The organism is Nonomuraea typhae, from assembly GCF_009760925.1.
Classification (GTDB): domain Bacteria; phylum Actinomycetota; class Actinomycetes; order Streptosporangiales; family Streptosporangiaceae; genus Nonomuraea; species Nonomuraea typhae.
The window spans coordinates 95,440-110,074 of the sequence record NZ_VRLV01000024.1; the positions used below are offsets into that span (position 1 = coordinate 95,440).

General features: G+C 70.8%; 18 protein-coding genes and 1 pseudogene. 11 read left to right on the plus strand and 8 right to left on the minus strand.

Annotated features, from left to right (window positions below; translation table 11 throughout):
• Positions 1-88 (minus strand): annotated as a pseudogene (locus FVE25_RS56050) (O-acetyl-ADP-ribose deacetylase); the annotation flags it as partial.
• Positions 89-175: 87 nt separating this feature from the next.
• On the opposite strand from FVE25_RS56050, the gene FVE25_RS51470 reads away from it, so the two are divergent.
• The 5 genes from FVE25_RS51470 to FVE25_RS51490 all read left to right on the plus strand — a co-directional run bounded on the left by FVE25_RS51470 (position 176) and on the right by FVE25_RS51490 (position 2,974).
• On the plus strand, positions 176-499 hold the full coding sequence (locus tag FVE25_RS51470; protein WP_281367994.1) for a BlaI/MecI/CopY family transcriptional regulator: 324 nt from the start codon (positions 176-178) through the stop codon (positions 497-499).
• Positions 496-1,404: a M56 family metallopeptidase gene (locus FVE25_RS51475; protein WP_157254732.1), complete on the plus strand. Its 909-nt coding sequence runs from the start codon at positions 496-498 to the stop codon at positions 1,402-1,404. The genes FVE25_RS51470 and FVE25_RS51475 overlap by 4 nt, the downstream gene beginning before the upstream one ends.
• Positions 1,405-1,475: 71 nt before the next feature.
• Positions 1,476-1,967: a helix-turn-helix domain-containing protein gene (locus FVE25_RS51480; protein WP_157254733.1), complete on the plus strand. Its 492-nt coding sequence runs from the start codon at positions 1,476-1,478 to the stop codon at positions 1,965-1,967.
• 3 nt (positions 1,968-1,970) lie between these two features.
• Entirely contained in the window at positions 1,971-2,495 is a 525-nt protein-coding gene (locus FVE25_RS51485) for a hypothetical protein (protein ID WP_181019985.1), read from the plus strand.
• Positions 2,496-2,605: 110 nt separating this feature from the next.
• Complete coding sequence (locus tag FVE25_RS51490) at positions 2,606-2,974, plus strand: DUF2516 family protein (protein WP_157254734.1); 369 nt, start codon at positions 2,606-2,608, stop codon at positions 2,972-2,974.
• Here FVE25_RS51490 and FVE25_RS51495 read toward each other — a convergent pair.
• The gene (locus tag FVE25_RS51495) at positions 2,959-3,654 is read right to left on the minus strand and encodes an SGNH/GDSL hydrolase family protein (RefSeq protein ID WP_157254735.1); all 696 of its coding nucleotides are present in this window, start codon (positions 3,652-3,654) and stop codon (positions 2,959-2,961) included. The two genes, FVE25_RS51490 and FVE25_RS51495, sit on opposite strands and share 16 nt — an antisense overlap.
• 42 nt (positions 3,655-3,696) lie before the next feature.
• Here FVE25_RS51495 and FVE25_RS51500 point away from each other — a divergent pair, with 42 nt between their 5' ends.
• Complete coding sequence (locus FVE25_RS51500) at positions 3,697-4,431, plus strand: alanyl-tRNA editing protein (RefSeq protein ID WP_157254736.1); 735 nt, start codon at positions 3,697-3,699, stop codon at positions 4,429-4,431.
• Here the strand turns inward: FVE25_RS51500 and FVE25_RS51505 are convergent.
• From FVE25_RS51505 to FVE25_RS51515, 3 genes are read right to left on the minus strand one after another with little or no spacing between them, the layout of a single operon-like run.
• Positions 4,428-4,637 carry a helix-turn-helix domain-containing protein gene (locus FVE25_RS51505; protein ID WP_157254737.1) on the minus strand — a complete coding sequence of 70 codons (210 nt, stop codon included), beginning with the start codon at positions 4,635-4,637 and terminating at the stop codon, positions 4,428-4,430. The two genes, FVE25_RS51500 and FVE25_RS51505, sit on opposite strands and share 4 nt — an antisense overlap.
• Before the next feature lies 1 nt (position 4,638).
• Entirely contained in the window at positions 4,639-5,238 is a 600-nt protein-coding gene (locus tag FVE25_RS51510; protein WP_157254738.1) for a DUF2975 domain-containing protein, read from the minus strand.
• Positions 5,239-5,265: 27 nt separating this feature from the next.
• Positions 5,266-6,162, minus strand: coding sequence for a TetR/AcrR family transcriptional regulator C-terminal domain-containing protein (locus FVE25_RS51515; protein ID WP_246268791.1), 897 nt, complete (start codon positions 6,160-6,162; stop codon positions 5,266-5,268).
• A gap of 122 nt (positions 6,163-6,284) precedes the next feature.
• On the opposite strand from FVE25_RS51515, the gene FVE25_RS51520 reads away from it, so the two are divergent.
• Positions 6,285-7,367 (plus strand): FAD-dependent monooxygenase, encoded by a 1,083-nt coding sequence (locus FVE25_RS51520; protein WP_157254740.1) that lies wholly within the window; start codon positions 6,285-6,287, stop codon positions 7,365-7,367.
• Here FVE25_RS51520 and ligD read toward each other — a convergent pair.
• Positions 7,357-8,259, minus strand: coding sequence for a non-homologous end-joining DNA ligase (gene ligD / locus FVE25_RS51525; RefSeq protein WP_246268792.1), 903 nt, complete (start codon positions 8,257-8,259; stop codon positions 7,357-7,359). The genes FVE25_RS51520 and ligD overlap by 11 nt on opposite strands.
• A gap of 63 nt (positions 8,260-8,322) precedes the next feature.
• On the opposite strand from ligD, the gene FVE25_RS51530 reads away from it, so the two are divergent.
• The 3 genes from FVE25_RS51530 to FVE25_RS51540 are packed head-to-tail and all read left to right on the plus strand — an operon-like array spanning position 8,323 to position 11,967.
• Positions 8,323-9,936 (plus strand): DUF2207 domain-containing protein, encoded by a 1,614-nt coding sequence (locus FVE25_RS51530; protein WP_157254741.1) that lies wholly within the window; start codon positions 8,323-8,325, stop codon positions 9,934-9,936.
• A complete protein-coding gene (locus FVE25_RS51535) occupies positions 9,933-10,877 on the plus strand; it encodes an RNA polymerase subunit sigma-70 (RefSeq protein ID WP_157254742.1) in 945 nt (314 codons plus the stop codon). Before FVE25_RS51530 ends, FVE25_RS51535 begins: the two co-directional genes overlap by 4 nt.
• Positions 10,870-11,967: a serine hydrolase domain-containing protein gene (locus tag FVE25_RS51540; protein ID WP_157254743.1), complete on the plus strand. Its 1,098-nt coding sequence runs from the start codon at positions 10,870-10,872 to the stop codon at positions 11,965-11,967. The genes FVE25_RS51535 and FVE25_RS51540 overlap by 8 nt, the downstream gene beginning before the upstream one ends.
• On the opposite strand, the gene FVE25_RS51545 is transcribed toward FVE25_RS51540, so the two are convergent.
• Together FVE25_RS51545 and FVE25_RS51550 are read right to left on the minus strand one after the other, a co-directional pair.
• A complete protein-coding gene (locus tag FVE25_RS51545) occupies positions 11,968-12,588 on the minus strand; it encodes a response regulator (RefSeq protein ID WP_157254744.1) in 621 nt (206 codons plus the stop codon).
• Positions 12,585-13,619: a sensor histidine kinase gene (locus tag FVE25_RS51550; protein ID WP_157254745.1), complete on the minus strand. Its 1,035-nt coding sequence runs from the start codon at positions 13,617-13,619 to the stop codon at positions 12,585-12,587. The genes FVE25_RS51545 and FVE25_RS51550 overlap by 4 nt, the downstream gene beginning before the upstream one ends.
• A 180-nt stretch (positions 13,620-13,799) precedes the next feature.
• On the opposite strand from FVE25_RS51550, the gene FVE25_RS51555 reads away from it, so the two are divergent.
• On the plus strand, positions 13,800-14,306 hold the full coding sequence (locus FVE25_RS51555) for a GlcG/HbpS family heme-binding protein (RefSeq protein ID WP_157254746.1): 507 nt from the start codon (positions 13,800-13,802) through the stop codon (positions 14,304-14,306).
• Positions 14,307-14,635: the final 329 nt, after the last annotated feature.

Genomic DNA, 14,635 nt, shown 5'->3' on the forward strand with positions numbered 1-14,635 from the left:
CGCCCCCCATCAAGGAGGAGTTCGCCGCATTGACCACGGCGTCGACCTCCTGCATGGTGATATCTCCCTTAACAAGAGTGATGTCCATCTCACCAGCATCCCGGATGGCTGCTCGACACGTTGTAGTACTACGCTGGAGCGTGTGAAGGGTCTTGGCGAGCTTGAGCGCAGCATCATGAACATCCTCTGGGCGCAGAGCAGCCCGCTGACAGCCCGTGAGGTGGGCCGGCTCATCGCCGAGCGCGACCTCGCCCCCACCACGGTGATGACCGTCCTCGACCGGCTGACCCGCAAGGGCTTCCTCAACCGCATCCGTGACGGCCGGGCATGGCGTTACGAACCTGCGGAAAGCCGCGACACGTACATCGCCGAGCTTATGCTTGAGGCTCTGGAAATGACGGGCGACCGATCGGCCGCCCTGACCCGCTTCGCCCAGGCGGTCGCCGCCGATGAGGCGGAGATCCTGCGCAAAGCCCTTACGGAGCTGGAGGACGAGTGATAACCGCCGCCGCGCTGGCAGCGCTCGCGACCGCGTGCGCGCTCGGCGCCTGGCGATTCACCTCCGCACGCTGGACCTACCGCGCCCCCAAGACCGCCATCATCCTCTGGCAGGCACTCGGCCTGGCCTGGGGGCTGGCCACCACGGGCGCGATGCTCGCCTACGCCGTTCAGCCGTACGAGCGGGGTCTCCTGCACGGACTGATCGCCTTCGCCCAAGGCTGGCCGCCCGTCACCCCCTGGGACCTGCCCCACCTGGTCGCCCTCGTGGCCGGCCTGACCGCGCTGGCCGTGCTCGTCGCCGTGACCCTGGCGGCGGGCGTCCAGGCGCTGCGTGCCCGCCGCCGCCACCGCGAGCTGCTGGCCCTCATCTCCCGCGACGACCCCTTCGTGCCCGGCGTGCGCGTGCTCGACCACCCGGGCGCCGCCGCGTACTGCGTGCCCGGCCTGCGCTCCCAGGTCGTCATCAGCGCGGGCGCGCTCAAGCTGCTGTCGGACGACGAGCTGACCGCGGTGCTCGCCCACGAGGCCGCGCACGTCCGCGAGCGTCACGACCTGGTCCTGCTGCCCTTCGGCGCGCTGCGCCGCCTGCTGCCCTGGTCCAAGGTGGTGTGCGAGGCGCAGTCCCAGGTCGAGCTGCTGGTCGAGATGGCCGCCGACGACCGTGCCCGCCGCTACTGCTCGCCCCGCCGCCTGGCCACCGCGCTGCTGCGCTTCGGTACGGCCGGCGCCATGCCCGCTCCGCACGGGATGCTGGGCAGCGTGAGCTCGGCCAACGTCATGGCCCGGGTGAACCGCCTGGTCAAGCCGGACCCGGAGCTCCAGCCCCACTTCCGCTACGGCTACCTCGGCCTCTCGGCCGCCCTCCTGTCCGCCGCGGCCTTCCTCTGGGTGATGCCCCTCTAGCTCACCAAGGACCGCTTGCAACTGTTAGCTCCTCGTTTGCAATTGCAAGCACCTTGAGGCAGACTATGGGCATGGCACTGCCCAAGGTCGGTTCGATCGGCGAGTACATCCGCGAGCAGCGGCAGCAGGCGAAGATCTCACTGCGCCAGCTGGCCGCCGCCGCCGGGGTCTCCAACCCCTACCTCAGCCAGATCGAGCGCGGCCTGCGCAAACCGAGCGCGGAGATCCTCAACCAGATCGCCAAGGGTCTCCACATCTCGGCGCAGGCGCTCTACGTGCAGGCGGGTCTCATCGAAGACCGGGAGCCGCCGAGCGACGTGGAGGCCGCGATCCGGGCCGACACCCACATCACCGGGCGGCAACGCCAGGTGCTCATCGACATCTACGAGTCGTTTCGCAAAGAGAACCGCGCCGAGGACGAGCAGACCTCCCAGAACGCCCGTCCCCAGCGCGATCCCGATTCGGACGACGCGCCGCTGCCGCAGGAATACCTCGCCGCTCTCGAGCCTTACGCGGCGACCTCGAGCAACGGCACCGTCACCCAGGAAACCAAGGAAGGTTAACCCATGACGCTCGCCACCGAGGTCAAGAAGCTGACCGAGTCCAAGCCCTTCTACGCGGTCGCGGGCGCCGGCGACTACGCCGTCGAGAAGCTGCGGGAGCTGCCCGAGCAGTTGCTGAAGCTCCAGGAGCGGCGCGCCGAGATCGCCAAGGACCTGCCCGAGCGGGCCCGCGTGCTGAGCGGCAAGGCCGAGGGCTTCGCCCGCGACCTGCCCGAGAAGGCTCGCGCCTACGCCGACGAGCTGGGCCACAAGGCCACCGAGGCCGCTTCGGAGCTCGGCCACAAGGCGACCGAGGTCTACGAGCAGTTCGCCAGCCGCGGCCGCAAGGTCGTCAGCAAGGTGAGCGGCGAGGCCGCGCTGGAGCTGGAGGAGGTCTCGGAGAGCGCCGAGCCCGCCACCGCCGCGGTCGCCACCACGCGCCGGCCCGCCGCCCCGAAGAGCACCACCGAGAAGCCGGCCACCGCGAAGCCGGCCACCGCGAAGAAGAGCACCCGCACGACCTCGCGCACGGACAAGCCCAAGGCCTGACCTGGCGCCTCAGGACCCGTCCCCACCAGGGGCCGGGTCCTTTCTGTTGCCCGCGTGCCCGAGTTGCGCACTAGGCTGGGGCCGACAACGCAGCCTTGGGCGGAGCCAACATGAGTGTGATCAACGGCGTTCTCAACCTTCTTTTCCTGGTGCTGGCCGTCGGCATCCTGGGCATGTCGCTCTACGCGCTGATCCACGCGCTACGCGTGCCGGGCAACGCCTTCATCTCGGCGGGCAAGCTGAAGAAGGAACTGTGGCTGCTGATCCTCGGCCTGGCGACGCTGTTCGCCGCCGCCGGATCGTGGTCGTACTTCACCGCCTTCATGATCTACGGCGGCGCCGTCTTCATCGGCATCGGCCTGGGCATCTTCTCGATCATCGCGGTGATCGCGGCCACGGTGTACATCGTGGACGTCAAGCCTGCGGTGAAGGGCATGGGCGGCCGGGGCGGCAGCAACGGTCCCTACGGCCCCTGGTGACCCGCCAGGCCGGCGCCCTCGAGCGCGCCGGCCAGCCACCGGGCCAGGTCCGCGTGACCGGCGAAGGTGGGATGCACCCCGTCGGGCAGGAGCACCTCCGCGCGGCGGCCGGTGATCCAGCGCTGCCGCAGCGGGTCCAGGAACGTGACCTCCTCCCTGGCGGCCACCTCGGCCAGCGCGTCGCGGACGGCGAACGCCTTGGGCGGGGCGGCGTCCAGCCAGATCGGGCCGACCATGACCATGCGGGTCTCCGGCCAGCGGGCCCGGACCGTCCACAGGAGTTCCGCGGCGGCCCGCCGTACGCCCAGGGTGTGCCAGCGGCGGTCGTTGTGGCCGCCTGAGATGACCAGCAGGTCGGGGGCGGGGCGCCAGGCGAGCTCGGCCTCGAAGGAGTCCCGGAAGGTGCGGCCCACGCGGCCTTTGTTGAGGTAGCCGGTGCCGCCCGCGCCGGCGATGACGGGCTGCCAGCCGAGCAGGCGGGCGGTTTCCGAGGCGTAGCTGCCCCAGGTGGGGACGGGGCCGGAGCCGACGGTGAAGCTGTCGCCCACGAACATCAGCACGGGTGCGGCCTTCTGCTGGACCGGGGTGGGGGCGGAATGGACGGCGTCGCCCGCCGCACTGCTACATCCGGAACAAAACGCCAGAATCAGCGCGGCTGGTGCGATCAACTGGCGATGCATCAGGCCGCGCATGATCACCTCGTGGGCTCTAAGCTGCCGGGCATGAGCTCCGACCTCCACGGGCGCACCGAGCGCCTTGAGCTGTCCGACCAGAACCTGCGTGAGTTCGAGGCTGTCGTGCTGGACGCGACACCCGAGGGGATCGTCTTGAGCAGGTCGGCATTCTACCCAGGTGGCGGCGGTCAGCCGGCGGATCAGGGAGTTCTGCTCTGGCTGGGTGTCGAAACCCGGATCGCCGGGGTGCGCAAAGGCGACGATCTCTACCTGATTCCGGCCGAGGGCGATCCGATTCCCCCGGTCGGGACGGTCGTGCGGGCGGCCGTGGCCGACGAGCGGCGTTCGGCGCTGATGCGCACCCATTCGGGGCTGCACGTGTTGTGCGGGGTCGTCTTCCGCGACTACGGCTCGCTGGTGACGGGCGGCAACATGGAGCCGTTCAGCGCCCGCATGGACTTCAACCTGCCGGAGGTGCCAGCGGGGTTCAAGGAGGCGGTCGAGGACGCCTGCAACGCCGAGATCGGCCTCGACCGGCGCATCGACATCCGGGTGCTGCCGCGCGGGGAGGCGTTCGAGATCCCGGACATCATCCGCACCGCCACCAACCTCGTGCCCGAGGAGGTCGAGGAGGTGCGGATCGTGGACATCGTCGGCCTGGACACCCAGGCCGACGGCGGCACCCACGTGGGCTCCACCGGCCAGATCGGCCGGATCAAGGTCACCAAGATCGAGAGCAAGGGCAAGGGTTTCCGCCGCCTGCGGATCGCGATCTCCGACTAGGCGTCGGGGGTGTAGGCGAGCAGGTCGCCCGGCTGGCACTCCAGCGCCTCGCACAGCCGGATGAGCGTGGAGAAGCGGATGGCCTTGGCGTGGCCGTTCTTGAGGATGGACAGGTTGACCACCGTGATCTCCACGCGGTGCGACAGCTCGGTGAGCGTCATCTGACGTTCCTTGAGCAGTTGGTCCAGGCGAATGTGGATCGGCATGTCAGATGGTCGCCTCCACCTCTTCGAGCAGGGCGAGGCCGCGCCGTACGATCTCCGCGATGCCGAGCGCGGCCGCGCCGAACAGCATGGCGACCAGCCCGCCGCCCGAGGGCGGCTGGACGGGGTTGACCTGGGTGAGCAGCACGCCCGACAGGAGCGTCTTGGCCAGCCAGGAGAGCACGGACGAGGCCGCGGTGCCGATGATGAGGGTCCAGCCGAGCGTGCGCAGGTGGCCGGCGGTGCGCGCGGAGAAGAGCGCGCGGTCGCCCGACCTGGCCAGGCGCAGGGCCCGCACGAGGCTCAGCAGCGCGAGCAGCCCGGTGACCAGCCAGGGCAGGTTGTCGAGCAGGTAGAGGCCGGCGACCGGCGGCGAGGGCCGCGTGGAGCGGACCATGACCTCGCCCACGCCGCCGACGAAGGCGGCGTGCTCGGCGAGGGTGCCGGTCACGCCGGCCTCCGGCACGGTGAGGACGACGCCGATGCCGCCGGCGTTCCCGAAGAAGGCCATGGACACGGCTTGCAGGAGCAGCCCTAAGCCGCCGAGACAAGCGAAGACGAAGGCGATCGTGAACACGATCTCGAGCCTGGCGATCCATCTCATAACGATTATCGTAAATAACGAAAGTCGTTATGTCGAGGGCTCGATGACCCGCGCCATGCCGTCGAGCAGTGGCGTCAGGCCGAACTCGAAGAAGGCGTCGAGGTCCATGTCGTAGTCCTCGCCCAGCCCCGCGGTGACGGCGACGAAGTGCGGGTAGGCGCCGGAGGCGGCGATGGCGGCCAGGCCGGGTCCCTGCGCGTCCATCCACTTCTCCTCGTCCAGGCCGCTGGCCTCCTGCTGCTGGGTCCCGCGCTCCAGGTGTACGGCCACGCCCTGGACGTAGTTGTAGAGCAGCACGTGAAGGTTGTGCCGGGTGAGCGCGTCGAGGCCGTAGCCGTCCAGGGCGGCCAGGACGAACTCGGCGTGCCGCATGAGGTTGGGCACGACCAGCGGCCGGGTCAGCGCGGTGACGTGCGGCAGCCAGGGGTGGCGGCGGCAGAGCGCCCACATGCTGCGCGCCGACAACTCCAGGCGGGCCCGCCAGCCGTCCGGCGGGTCGGCGGGGTAGCCGGCCTCGCCGTAGGCGGCGTCGGCCATCAGGACGACCAGGTCCTCCTTGCCGGCCACGTGCCGGTAGAGGGACATGGTCGCCGCGCCGGTCCTGGAGGCGATGCCGCGCATGGACAGCGCGGCCAGGCCCTCGGCGTCGGCGATCTCGATGGCGACGCGGACGATGCGCTCGCGGGTGAGGTCGGAGGGCGTGGGGGTCCGGTCGCGGGCGGGGCCGACGACGGTGTAGCCGACACGGGGCTCGGCGGTGATCACACCCTCCTGGGCCAGGGTGGTCAGCGCCTTGGCGGCGGTGGCCAGGGCGACGTCCCACTCGCGGGCCAGGCCACGGGTGGACGGGACCCTGTCGCCGGGCTTCAGCATGCCCTGGGCGATGCGCCGCTTGATGTCGGCCGCGATGTTCTCCGCCTTCAACGAGTTCTCCCATGTCCGCGCTGTACTAGTACAGAAGCTAGCAGAAATGCCTGTTGCACCGGCTGTGCGTACTGTGTACATTCACTTTGCGTACAGCGTCAACGACTGAATGGAGAACCCTCGTGAACGTCCTCGTCTCAGGTGCGAGCATCGGCGGCACCGTCCTGGCCTACTGGCTGCGCCGGCGCGGAATCCGCGTCACCCTCGTCGAGCGGGCGCCCGGCCCGCGCGGCGGCGGCCAGGCCATCGACGTGCGGGGCGCCGCGCTGACCGTCGCCCAGCGGATGGGCATCCTGGAGGAGATCCGCTCCCTCAGGACCGAGATGCGGGGCATGTCGGTGATGGACGGCGACGGCAACGAGGTCATGCGCAGCGAGGAGTCCACCTACAGCGGCGGCCGCCTGGACAGCCCGGACGTCGAGATCATGCGCGACGACCTCACCCGGATCCTCCTGGACTCCGTCGAGGGCGCCGAGATCCTCTGGGGCGACTCCATCGCCTCGCTCGACGACGACGGCTCCGCCGTACACGTGAGGTTCGAGAAGAACGCGCCGCGCAGCTTCGACTTCGTCGTCGGCGCCGACGGGCTGCACTCCAACACCCGCGGGCTGGTCTTCGGCGAGGAGGCGCGCTTCATCGAGCACCTCGGCACCTACGTCGGCTTCTTCCGCACCGAGAACTTCCTCGGCCTCGACCAGTGGCAGGTCTGGCACCGCGACGGCGCGGCGGGCTTCGGCATCTACCCGGCACGGGGCAACGACGAGATCGTGGTGAACCTGGGCTTCGAATCCGGGCCGATCGCCTACGACTACCGCGACGCCGAGCAGCAGAAGCGCATCCTCGCCGGCGCGTGCGCCCACCTGCGCTGGATCGCGCCGAAGCTGCTGGAGGCGCTGGCGGCGGCCGGCGACCTCTACTTCGACTCCATGTCCCAGATCCACCTGCCGGAGTGGAGCAAGGGACGGGTCGCGCTCGTGGGCGACGCCGCCTACTGCGCCTCGCCGAAGTCGGGGCAGGGCACCAGCCTGGCCATGGTCGGCGCGTACGTGCTGGCCGAGGAGCTGGCCACGACCGGCGGGCCCGGCCGCTACCAGGAGCGGATGGCCGGGTTCGTCGCGCTCAACCAGGCCCTGGCCAAGGAGAACCCGGCCGGTCCGGCCTCCGACGAGAGCGTACGGCGGGCGGCCGACGGCATCACGTTGTGAGCCCGCGCCAGGTCGGGTGGCGCAGGACGCCGTCGCGGGTCCATCCGGCGTACTCGACCTCGCCCCTCAGCACCGGCTCCACCCAGTGCGCGGGCTCCGGAGCCGGTCCGGCGAAGGGCGAGACCGGCCGGACCAGCGGCGTCAGCCGTACCAGCAGCTCGTGCAGCATGCGCTCGGTGAAGCCGGTGCCCACGTGACCCACGTACCGCAGCCCCTCGTCCCCGGGCACGCCGACCAGCAGCGAGCCGATCGTCCCGGACCGGCGGCCCTCCCCCGGCTTCCAGCCGCCGACCACCACGTCCAGCATCAGCGTGAGCTTGACCTTGATCCACAGCTCGCTGCGCCGCCCCGGCAGGTACGGCGCGTCCAGCCGCTTGCAGACGATGCCCTCCAGCCCGTGCTCGCGCGCGACGTCCAGCACCACCCGCGCGCTGCCGGGGAACGAGGGCGGCACCCGCACCCGCCCGCGCTCCAGGCGCAGGTCCTCCAGCAGCTTCCTTCTCTTCTCGTACGGCAGGCGCAACGTCGATCGCCCTTCCAGGTGCAGCACGTCGAAGACGTGGTACACCACCGGCACGGCCGCCACCAGCGACCGGCTCGGCGCGCGCACGTGCATGCGCGACTGCAGCCTGCCGAAGTCGGGCGCGCCGGAGGAGTCCAGCGCGACGATCTCCCCGTCCAGCACCATGTTCTTGTCGCTCGCCAGATCCGCGCGCAGCTCCGGATAGGCGCCGGTCACCTCGCGGTCGTTGCGTGAGAGCAGCCGCACCTCTCCGTCGAGCAGGTAGGCGACGGCTCGTACCCCGTCCCACTTGAACTCGGCGGCCCAGGCCGCCTCCTGCGAGGCGATGGGCAGCTCCCCGCTGACCGCCAGCATCGGCCTGATCAGCATTATTCCCCCTGGTCAGAGGCATACCCCTGCCGGAGAAAGGGGGAACCGATACGATTTGCCGCCATGACCGGAATCAGGCTGATGCTGGGCGTGGCCGCCGTGCTGCTGACCGCCGTGCCCGCCCCTGCGAGCGCCACCGCAGCCGGGCCGATCACCGACGAGGTCACGCTGGAGTTGCGCAAGGACGGCGTGCTCCGGGTGAGCGAGAAGATCGGCGCCGAGAGCCCCGGAGAGGTCAGGCGGACCTTCCTCACCCGGACCCGGTTCGACGACGCCAACGACCGCCTCTACCGGATCGCCAACGTCAAGGGCGGGCAGCTCGCCGGTGACGTGCTCACGGTCAAGGCCCCGGCGACCGTCACCTACGAGGTCACGGGCGCGGTCACGCCGGCCGGGGGCGTGGAGGAGCTGCGCTGGTTCGCGGTCAACGGCTGGAACGTCCCGGTCGCCAAGGCCACCGTCAAGGTCACCGGGGCCGGCATGGTGCAGAACCTGTCCTGTTTCGCCGGTGAGCTGACCTCGGCCGTCGGCTGCACCAGCGCCTCCATGGATCATGGGGCGACCGAGGCCGACTTCGAGCAGCAGAACCTGGGGCCGGGGCAGGCGCTGACCGTCGTGGTCGGCTATCCGAAGGGGACCAGTTCCGGCAAGCCGCTTCTGGAGCGGCGGTTCTCGCTGGCCGCCGCGTTCACGCTGGACGTGGTGACCGGCGGGGCGCTGGCCGGGTTGCTGGTGTTGCTGCTGGGCGGGGTGGTGCTGCTGTACTGGACGCGGGGGCGCGACGCCCGGGTCGCCGGGCAGGAGACCGCCTCGGTCGATCCCATCCAGAACGGGCACTTCTCGCCGCCGGACGGGGTGCGGCCCGGGCAGATCGGCACGCTCGTGGACGAACAGGCCGACGTGGTGGACGTGACCGCGACCATCGTGGACCTGGCGGTGCGCGGGTACCTTCGCATCGACGAGCAGCCGCGCGGGGCCTACGACGCGCCGGACTGGTTGCTGGTCAGCCTGCCGAACGCGCCGGTGAACGCGTTGCTGCCGTATGAGAAGGCGTTGTACGACGCGGTGTTCGAGGGCAGGGACGCCACCCTCTTGTCGGATTTGTCAGGCTCTTTCGCGAAAAATCTCGGGAAAGTGCGGGATGAGCTTTATGAGGATGTGGTGCGGCAGGGGTGGTTCGCCCGGCGGCCCGACACCGAGCGGACCCGGTGGACCACGCTCGGCCTGGCCCTCATCGGCGTCGGCGTCCTGGCCACGGGGGCGCTGGCCTGGTTCACGACCTACGGGCTGCTGGGGCTGGCGGTGATCATCGCAGGGGCGGCGCTGGCCGTCGGCGGGCAGGCCATGCCGGCCAGGACCGCCAAGGGCTCGGCCGCGCTCGCGCACACGCTGGGCTTCCGGCAGTACTTGTTCTCCGGCGAGCTGGGAAATGTCCCTGAGCAGCACCGAGTCGAGCTTTTTTCGCGATATTTGCCCTACGCCGTGATTTTTGATGGCGTGGAGCATTGGTCGCGCATCGTGGCCTCCGTCACCGGCAACGGCCACCAGGCCGACAACCTGTACTGGTACCACGGCCCCGCCGAGTGGGACCTGTCCAAGTTCGCCGGATCGATGCGCACCTTCACCACCACCACCTCCGGCGCCATCTCCGCCACCCGGCAGCTCCGGTCGTTGTGAACGCCGAGGAGCTCGAGCGGCACCGCAGGGAACTCCACGTGCACTGCTACCGCCTGCTCGGCTCCTACCACGAGGCGGAAGACCTGGTCCAGGAGACGTTCCTGCGCGCCTGGCGCAAGCGCGAGACGCCGCCGGACAACCTCAAGGCGTGGCTGTACAAGATCGCCACCAACGCCTGCCTCGACTTCCTGCGCGCCAACCCCCGCCGCCCCGAGCCGCGCGAGGCCCCGATCGCGGCCGACGAGGGCCTGTCGTGGCCGGTCTCCGCCCATGTGCCGTGGCTTCAGCCGTACCCCGACCATCTCCTCAACGCCGTCATCGAGCGCGAGACGATCGAGCTGGCCTTCCTGGTGGCGATCCAGCATCTCCCGGCCAGGCAGCGGGCCGTCGTCATCCTGCGTGACGTGCTCGGCTGGTCCGCCGCCGAGACCGCGGAAGCCCTGGACACGACGGTCACCGCGGTGAAAAGCGCCCTGCAGCGGGCCCGTCCGGTGCTCAAGGAGCACCTGCCCGCCCAGCGCATGAACGCCGCCAGCGCCGACGAACTGGCCGTCGTCCGCACGTACATCAGAGCGCTGGAGGAAGGCGACCCCGCCGTGCTGCCCGCGCTGCTCAAGGCCGACGTCTGGCAGACCATGCCGCCCGCGCCCCTGTGGATCCTCGGCCGCGACGCCTTCGTCTCCTCGTGGGGGCCGCAGATGGCCGGGGAGGGCTCGTGGGGCGACTGGCGGGTGCTGCCGGCCCGGGTCAACCGGCAACCGGCCATCGCCGCCTACCTCCGCCGGCCAGGCGAGGAGCTGTTCTCGCCGTTCTGGCTCGGCGTCTTCCGCATGGACGGGCCGCTGATCAGCCAGATCACCACGTTCGGCCACGAACTCTTCCCGGATCTGCATCTCCCCGATTCCTTTTCCGGCGCCGGCTCGTCATATGCGCATGACTGATCTGCAGAAGAACGTCCAGGCCCTTGCCGACGAGCTCGTGGAGACCGGTGTGGAGCGCGGCCTCCAGGTCGCCGTCTACCGGGACGGCGAGCTCGTCGTCGACGCCGTGGCCGGTGTGGCCGACCCCGCCACCGGCCGCCCGATGACCTCCGGCACGCCGGTGTACGTGACCTCCACGGGCAAGGGCATGGTCGCCACCGTCGTCCACGTCCTGGCCGAGCGCGGCGTGCTCGCCTACGACACACCGATCGCGGAGTACTGGCCCGAGTTCGCCGCCCACGGCAAGGAGCGGGCCACCGTACGGCATGCGCTCACCTACCAGCTCGGCCTGCCCGGCGTCCCGGTGGACACCACGGCCGCCGACCTCGTGGACTGGGAGAAGATGTGCGCGACGCTGGCCGGCGCCAAGCCCTGGTGGGAGCCGGGCACCAAGATCGGCTACCACCCGCAGAGCTTCATGTTCATCGTCGGCGAGGTGGTACGGCGGGCCTCCGGCAAGACCGTCTCCCAGGTGCTGCTCGAGGAGGTGGCGCAGCCGCTCGGCGTGGCCGGTGAGCTGTTCCTGGCCGTGCCCGCCGCCGAGCTGCCCCGGCTGGCCGTGATCGAGGACCCGCAGGGCCCGCCGATGGAGATGCCGCCGGAGATGCTGGCCCAGATCCCCTTCTTCCGGGTCGTGGACGGCTTCACCGCCGCGCCCATGCAGGCCCTGCCCGACGCCGCCCTCAGCAACCGGCCCGACCTCCTCACCTCGGACGCCGGCGCCACAGGTACCGCCCGCGGTCTGGCCCGCATGTACGACGGCCTGCTCCACGGGCTCATCCCGGCCGGACGGCTGGCCGAGGCCACCTCCGCCCAGGCCGCCGGCATGGACGAGGTCACCGGCAGGCCCGTCACCTGGGGCCTCGGGTACTCGGTCGGGCTCACCACCGCCCTGGACAAGCCGTCCTACTTCGGCATGGGCGGCAGCGGCGGCACCGCGGCCTTCGCCGACAAGGAGAGCGGCCTGGCCGTCGGCATCACCAAGAACCGCATCGGCGCCGGGGACCCGTTCGAGACCGTGGACAGGATCGGCCGGCTCATCCTCGGCTGATCAGCGGCGGATGTGGCCCAGCTCGATCGCCTTGCTGACCGCGCCGGTCCTGGTGTCCACGCCCAGCTTGCCGTACACGTGGTTGAGATGGGTCTTGACCGTCGCCTCGGTGACGAACAGGGCCTTCGCGATCTCTCTGTTGCCGGCGCCGCGGGCCAGCAGCTCCAGGATCTCGATCTCCCGGGCGGTCAGCGCCGGGCCCGGATCGCGCATCCGGCGCATCATCCGGGTCGCCACCTTGGGCGAGAGCGCCGTCTCTCCCCTGGCGGCGGCCCGGATCGCCTGGAACAGCTCGTCCGGCGGGCAGGCTTTGAGCACGTACCCGGTGGCGCCCGCGTCGATCGCCCGGACGATGTCCGCGTCCGTCTCGTACGTCGTCAGCACCAGCACCTGCGGCGCCGGGTCCAGCGCGCGCACCTTCCTGGTCGCGGCAACGCCGTCCGGCCCGTCGCCGAGCTGCAGATCCATGAGCACCACGTCCGGCTGCCGCAACGCGATCAGCCGCAGGGCGTCGTCGGCGCCGGCCGCCTCCCCGACGATCTCCATGTCGGCCTCGCCGCTCACCAGCGCCGCGATGCCCGCCCTGACCACCGGATGGTCGTCGACCAGGAACAACTTCATACGGGAATCCTCGCAGCCACCGCCGTGCCCTCCCCCGGAGCGCTCTCCACCGTCAGCGTGCCGCCGACCTCGGCCACGCGATCCCGCATCGCCCGCAGCCCGTACCCGCGCCCGGGCCGGGCCACCGCCTGGTCGAACCCGGCGCCGTCGTCGTAGACGTCCAGCGTGACCTCGTCGTCCAGATACGACAGCGTCACGATCACCCGGCTCGCCCGCGCGTGTTCACGCGCGTTCGCCACCGCGCCCTGCGCCACCCTCAGCAGGACGGCCTGCGTCCGGTCATCCAGCGGGAACTCCTCCCCCTCCAGCCGGAACTGCGTGCCCAGCCCCCGCAGGGCGTCGGCCAGTGACGCCTTCGCCAGTGGCGCCGGGCCCAGATCGCGCACGAACCTGCGGGCCTCGTCCAGATTCTCCCCCGCCGCCTCGATCGCCGTGCGCACATACGCCCTGGCCTGCTCCGGGTCCGACTCCCAGGCGCGGTCGGCCGCCTGCAGCAGCATGCGCTGGCTGGTCAGCCCCTGGGCCAGGGTGTCGTGGATCTCCCGCGAGAGCCGTTCGCGCTCCTGCATGACTCCCGCCTTCCTCAACTCCCAGAAGATCACAATGGTCATCGCTGCCACCGCCACCGGCGCCAGCACCAGGCTCGGATCGAAGCGGTCCGACAGGCTGATCTGCGCCACGATCACCGCCACCGTCAGCACCGTCGCCGCCACCAGGGTCATCCGCAGCGACAGCAGCCGCAGGCACACGTACAGCAGCGGGATCGCGCACCAGGCGAACGACGGCGCCAGCTCCACCAGCACCAGCCAGCACCCGAGCACCACGGCCAGCCACGCCAGCCGTCCCCGCCGCCCGAGCCGGTCCCACACCAGCACCCCGCCCCCGTACACCAGCGCCAGCAGCGCCGTGTCGGCCAGCGCGACGACGGTCCTGAGGTCCATCTCGTGCCGCACCACGAGGCGCGCGGCGGAGGCGGCCAGCAGCAGGAAGAAGCCCAGATGCATGGCCCGGTTGAGCCACACCCTCTCCATCCCGCCCCCTTTTCTCCGGTGTGAGCGTAGGCAGGCTTTCCTGCCCGCGCATCAACCGATCGATTGACCTCCTCCTCAATCGATTCTCCCCGCAGCCTCGATCGCTCTCTCGATGGCCCGCCCCGATCCGCCCGGCAGGCTTAATCCCGTCGGACCAATGACCTGACCTGGAGGAACACCATGAAGCTCAGCACCCGCATCGCCGCCGCGTCGCTGGCCGCGCTCGCCGTCGCCGGTGGCATCACCACCGCCGCCACCGCCCAGGCCGCCGCGCAGGACGCGCCCGTGGTCCAGACGAACGTGCTGTCGGCCGACGCCGCCCTCAAGATCGCCGACGCGGTCCAGAAGGAGGCGGTCAAGCAGAAGCAGCGGGTCACGGTCGCCATCGTGGACCGCTCCGGCGCCACCCGGCTCATCCTGAAGGGCGACGGCGCCGGTCCGCAGACCGAGGAGTCGGCCCGCCGCAAGGCGTTCACCGCCGTGTCGTTCGGCCAGCCGACGAGCGCGCTGTCCAAGAACCAGGCCCTGGCCGCCATCCCCGGCACCCTACTGCTGGCCGGCGGCATCCCGGTCGCCTCGGCCGGCTCCCCGATCGCGGGCATCGGCGTCGGCGGGGCGCCGAGCGGCGACATCGACGAGGCGCTCGCCCAGGCCGGCCTCAAGGCCATCCAGGGCCAGCTCCGCTGACGTGACCCGCGACGCCCGAGAGGCCGCTCCCTACCCCAAGGGCAACCACCGCACCGGTTACCCAACCCGGGAGGCCGCTCCCAACCCCAAAGCCAACCACCCCACCGATTACCCAACCCGGGAGGCCCCTTCCTAGCCCAAGGGCAACCACCGCACCGGTTACCAAACTCGGGGGGCCAAAGACGGCCTGCGGGGTGAGGATGGGGGTGTGGGGGTTGGCAGGCGCGGGCTGTTGCTCGCGGGGCTGGCGGTCGTGGCGGCGGCCTGTGGGGGAGGTGGTGACCGGCCGGTTTCCCCCGTGCCGGGCCGTACCTCCCCAAGAGCCGTGA

Coding starts and splice junctions, on each gene's coding strand:
- FVE25_RS51470 (WP_281367994.1), top strand. CDS start 176: ATGAACATCCTCTGGGCGCAGAGCAGCCCGCTGACAGCCCGTGAGGTG.
- FVE25_RS51480 (WP_157254733.1), top strand. CDS start 1,476: ATGGCACTGCCCAAGGTCGGTTCGATCGGCGAGTACATCCGCGAGCAG.
- FVE25_RS51485 (WP_181019985.1), top strand. CDS start 1,971: ATGACGCTCGCCACCGAGGTCAAGAAGCTGACCGAGTCCAAGCCCTTC.
- FVE25_RS51490 (WP_157254734.1), top strand. CDS start 2,606: ATGAGTGTGATCAACGGCGTTCTCAACCTTCTTTTCCTGGTGCTGGCC.
- FVE25_RS51495 (WP_157254735.1), bottom strand. CDS start 3,654: ATGCATCGCCAGTTGATCGCACCAGCCGCGCTGATTCTGGCGTTTTGT.
- FVE25_RS51500 (WP_157254736.1), top strand. CDS start 3,697: ATGAGCTCCGACCTCCACGGGCGCACCGAGCGCCTTGAGCTGTCCGAC.
- FVE25_RS51505 (WP_157254737.1), bottom strand. CDS start 4,637: ATGCCGATCCACATTCGCCTGGACCAACTGCTCAAGGAACGTCAGATG.
- FVE25_RS51510 (WP_157254738.1), bottom strand. CDS start 5,238: ATGAGATGGATCGCCAGGCTCGAGATCGTGTTCACGATCGCCTTCGTC.
- ligD (WP_246268792.1), bottom strand. CDS start 8,259: ATGCTGATCAGGCCGATGCTGGCGGTCAGCGGGGAGCTGCCCATCGCC.
- FVE25_RS51530 (WP_157254741.1), top strand. CDS start 8,323: ATGACCGGAATCAGGCTGATGCTGGGCGTGGCCGCCGTGCTGCTGACC.
- FVE25_RS51540 (WP_157254743.1), top strand. CDS start 10,870: ATGACTGATCTGCAGAAGAACGTCCAGGCCCTTGCCGACGAGCTCGTG.
- FVE25_RS51545 (WP_157254744.1), bottom strand. CDS start 12,588: ATGAAGTTGTTCCTGGTCGACGACCATCCGGTGGTCAGGGCGGGCATC.
- FVE25_RS51550 (WP_157254745.1), bottom strand. CDS start 13,619: ATGGAGAGGGTGTGGCTCAACCGGGCCATGCATCTGGGCTTCTTCCTG.
- FVE25_RS51555 (WP_157254746.1), top strand. CDS start 13,800: ATGAAGCTCAGCACCCGCATCGCCGCCGCGTCGCTGGCCGCGCTCGCC.